We start from the raw sequence: 3,914 nt of genomic DNA, 5'->3' as shown, positions 1-3,914 counted from the left end.
CCCTGGGCCCCGTCCTGAGCCGCCGCGGCCGCCGCCGGACGGGGTGCGGCCGGACGGGGTGCGGCCGGCCGACCCGGCGCGGGCCTGCCGGGCGGGTGCGGGGACTCGGCGTCGCTGGGCTTGCCTGTCGGGCACTTCCGTCACCTGCCGGGGGTCGGAGAACTCGGGTCGGACGCCGCGGGGCCGCGGGACGGCGTGGCCGCCCCGCCCGCGGATCCCGGCGCGGTGGGGGACGCGGCGCCGGAGCCCCGCGGTTCCCCGCTGCCGGAGGGGGCCGGGGTGCCGCCGGGGCCGGCGGCGGCCGGGGATTCCGACGGGCCGGACGGCTCGGGCGGCGGGGGCACCGCGGTGGCGGGTCCCGGCTCGCCGCGGACGGTGCCGTCGGGTTCCAGGAAGGCGGGGTCGCCGCCGGGCACCATGCCCAGTTCCCGGGCGCGGCGGGCCAGCGCGTCGGGCTCCGCGTAGGCGTCCACGTCGCGCTGCAGCGCCTGCTCCTCGTCGGTCAGCGTCTTGGTCTCCTGGCGCAGGTCGGAGAGGCGGAACGACCCCTCGCTGAGCGCGGAGTTGAGCAGCAGCAGGGTGATCAGCCCGCCGCCGAGCAGGGTGACCACGAGCAGCACGAAGGGGGTGCGGGCGGCGTGGCTGGTCCCGGTGGGCAGCAGCGCCGCCAGCCGCGCCGCCCGGCCCCTCAGCTGGGGCTTCGAGGGCTTTCCGCTCATCGGCGCTCCCCCGGGTGCAGGGCCGGGCGCCTCGCGGGGCGCCTGGTGCTCACTGGACGTCCTCCCTGATGCGCTCCGCCCCGCGGAACCGGGCGGGGGCGGCCCGCCGGTTCTCGGCGATCTCCTGCTCGGTGGGCAGTTCGGCGCCCCGGGTGAGCAGCTTCAGCCGCGGCTGGTACTCCTCGGGCACGACCGGCAGGCCGGGCGGCGCGGTGGAGGCGGCGCCGGCCGCGAAGACCTGCTTGACCAGCCGGTCCTCCAGCGAGTGGTACGACAGCACGCCGATCCGTCCGCCGACGGCGAGCGCCTTCACGGCGGCGGGGATCGCCCGCTCGAGCACGCTCAGCTCGCCGTTGACCTCGATGCGCAGGGCCTGGAAGGTCCGCTTGGCGGGGTTGCCGCCGGTGCGCTTGGCGGCCTGCGGCAGGGCGTCGCGGATCAGCTGGACCAGGCGGGCGCTGTGGGAGAAGGGCTCCTTCTCGCGCTCGCGGACGACGGCGGAGACGATCCGCTTCGCCTGCTTCTCCTCGCCGTACGCGCGCAGGATCCGCACGAGTTCGCCCGGCGGGTAGGTGTTGAGGACCTCCGCGGCGCTCATCCCCGTGGTCTGGTCCATCCGCATGTCCAGCGGGGCGTCCTGGGCGTAGGCGAAGCCCCGGTCCGCCTCGTCGAGCTGCATGGAGGAGACGCCGAGGTCGAAGAGGACGCCCTGGACCCCGTGCGCCCGGGGGATGCCGAGGCGGTCGAGGACCTCGGGGAGCTCGTCGTAGACGGCGTGCACCAGGGTGGCGCGGTCGCCGAAGGGGGCGAGCCGCTCACCGGACAGGCGCAGCGCCTCCTTGTCGCGGTCCAGGCCGATCAGCCGGACCTCGGGGAACCGGGTGAGCATGGCCTCGCTGTGCCCGCCGAGGCCGAGGGTGCAGTCGACCACGACGGCGCCCGGCCGCTCCAGCGCGGGCGCCAGCAGGTCCAGGCACCGCTGGAGCATCACAGGGACATGTCGGCTCTCGCTCAAGGGGCCCTCTCAGGTCCGCGCGGCGATACACGCAACCGGGTCCCCGCCCGCTCGCGAAGGAGATGCCCGCCGGCGCCAGGAGCGTCGGCCGGCCGGGAGCGGGAGGAGGCCGAGCCGCACGTACGCGCCGCGCACGTGGGGAGGTCCCGGGCGTCCTCGGCCCGGGGTCTCCGGAATTCGATCCAGCGGGGAGATTCTCGCGTGTCTCGCCTCCCGCTTCGCGTCACTTTAGTCCACCCTGTCTGCCGGTCAATCAACTGCCCTGCGAGTCGCCCCGCGCCGGGGCGACGGTGCCTCCACCCTGAGGAAATCACCCGCGCGGCGCAATGCACTCCACCCCTGTGGGTTACCTCACACAGAAGATCGACGGCTCCGTTTGTCCTGTTCCGCAAGTGTCGGGAGGGGAGGCGGCCAGTAACGTCTTCCTCATGTCGACTTCTGCTTCCGCCGGCTCGGCCTCCTCCGCCTCCTCCTCCGGGGCCGACGTCCGCGCCACCGTCACCGACCGCCTCGTCGATGCGAACCAGCGGTACGCCGCGGCCTTCACCGATCCCGGCATGGACGCCCGTCCGGTTCTCGGCGTGGCGGTCGTCGCCTGCATGGACGCGCGCCTCGACCTGCACGCCGCGCTCGGCCTCGACCTGGGCGACTGCCACACCATCCGCAACGCGGGCGGTGTGGTCACCGACGACGTGATCCGTTCCCTGACCATCAGCCAGCGGGCGCTCGGCACCCGCAGCGTGGTGCTGATCCACCACACCGGCTGCGGCCTGGAGTCCCTCACCGAGGAGTTCCGGCACGAGCTGGAGATGGAGGTCGGCCAGCGTCCCACGTGGGCGGTGGAGGCGTTCCGCGACGTCGACCAGGACGTCCGCCAGTCCATGCAGAAGGTGCGCACCTCGCCGTTCCTGCTGCACACCGAGGACGTCCGCGGGTTCGTCTTCGACGTGCGGACGGGCCTGCTGCGGGAGATCGACGCCGGCTGAGGCCCGCGACGCGCCCTTCCCGGCCGTCCCGATGTCTTGTTCTCCGGTACCGACCGGCGGCCCGGTCCTGGGGTTCCTCCCCGGGGCCGGGCTTCGCCGTTCACCCTTGCGGGTGACAAAAGCTTGGAAACCCGCGCGAGTCGTCCACAGGGCCCGCCGGGCCGCCCCGCCTCTTGTCCACAGGTCATGACAGGCGGGACCTCCGCCAACAACAATGCGGACGGGGGGACACCGGACTTTCTCCGGCCCTCAGGAGACGTGACGGGGCCGAGGGCCGAGGAGGGCCGGGGTGACGACCTATGACGACCGGGAGAACCTTTCCGATCTGACCGCGACGGTGGAGCGGATACGGAACGCGGTCGAGCAGGTGATCGAGGGCAAACCGGAGGTCGTGCGGCTCTCGCTGACGGTGCTGCTCGCCGAGGGACACCTCCTCATCGAGGACGTTCCGGGCGTCGGCAAGACCATGCTCGCCAAGGCGCTGGCCCGGTCCGTGGACTGCTCGGTGCGCCGCATCCAGTTCACCCCGGACCTGCTGCCGACCGACATCACCGGCGTCTCGATCTGGGACCAGCAGCGGCGGGACTTCGAGTTCAAGCCGGGCGCGATCTTCTCCCAGGTGGTGATCGGCGACGAGATCAACCGCGCCTCCCCCAAGACCCAGTCGGCGCTGCTGGAGTCCATGGAGGAGCGGCAGGTCACCATCGACGGGCAGACCCATCCGCTGCCCAGTCCGTTCATGGTGGTGGCCACCCAGAACCCGGTGGAGATGGAGGGGACCTATCCGCTGCCGGAGGCGCAGCGGGACCGGTTCATGGCCCGCGTCTCCATCGGCTACCCCGGCGCGGAGGCCGAGCTGCGGATGCTGGACGTGCACGGCGGGGCGTCCCCGCTGGACGACCTGCAGCCGGTGGCGCACGCGCACAACATCGTGAAGCTGATCGAGACGGTCCGCGAGGTGTACGTCTCGGAGCCGGTCCGCCGGTACGTGGTCCAGCTCGTCGCGGCGACCCGTTCCCACCCGGACCTGAGACTGGGCGCCTCGCCGCGCGCCACGCTGCACCTGCTGCGCGCCGCGAAGGCGTCGGCGGCGCTGGCCGGGCGGGAGTTCGCGCTGCCGGACGACGTGCAGGCGCTGGCCCCGGCGGTGCTGGCGCACCGCCTGCTGCCGACGGCCCAGGCCCAGCTGGGCGG

At 73.6% G+C, this 3,914-nt stretch carries 4 protein-coding genes; 2 read left to right on the top strand and 2 right to left on the bottom strand.

The window, feature by feature from the left end; translation table 11 throughout:
• Positions 1-140 precede the first annotated feature (140 nt).
• The gene (gene ftsL, locus A2U95_RS15930) at positions 141-719 is read right to left on the bottom strand and encodes a cell division protein FtsL (protein WP_166023084.1); all 579 of its coding nucleotides are present in this window, start codon (positions 717-719) and stop codon (positions 141-143) included.
• A 49-nt stretch (positions 720-768) separates the two neighbouring features.
• Positions 769-1,734, bottom strand: a complete 966-nt coding sequence (rsmH, locus tag A2U95_RS15925; RefSeq protein WP_166023082.1) for a 16S rRNA (cytosine(1402)-N(4))-methyltransferase RsmH — start codon at positions 1,732-1,734, stop codon at positions 769-771.
• Positions 1,735-2,162: 428 nt separating this feature from the next.
• On the opposite strand from rsmH, the gene A2U95_RS15920 reads away from it, so the two are divergent.
• Both A2U95_RS15920 and A2U95_RS15915 read left to right on the top strand, forming a co-directional pair.
• Positions 2,163-2,720: a beta-class carbonic anhydrase gene (locus tag A2U95_RS15920; protein WP_166023080.1), complete on the top strand. Its 558-nt coding sequence runs from the start codon at positions 2,163-2,165 to the stop codon at positions 2,718-2,720.
• A 289-nt stretch (positions 2,721-3,009) separates the two neighbouring features.
• The coding region (locus A2U95_RS15915; RefSeq protein WP_166023078.1) for an AAA family ATPase at positions 3,010-3,914 on the top strand (905 nt) is incomplete at its 3' end.

It is taken from the genome of Streptomyces chilikensis (genome assembly GCF_001642695.1).
GTDB lineage: Bacteria > Actinomycetota > Actinomycetes > Streptomycetales > Streptomycetaceae > Streptomyces > Streptomyces chilikensis.
This window is presented reverse-complemented; position numbering and strand designations above follow the sequence as displayed.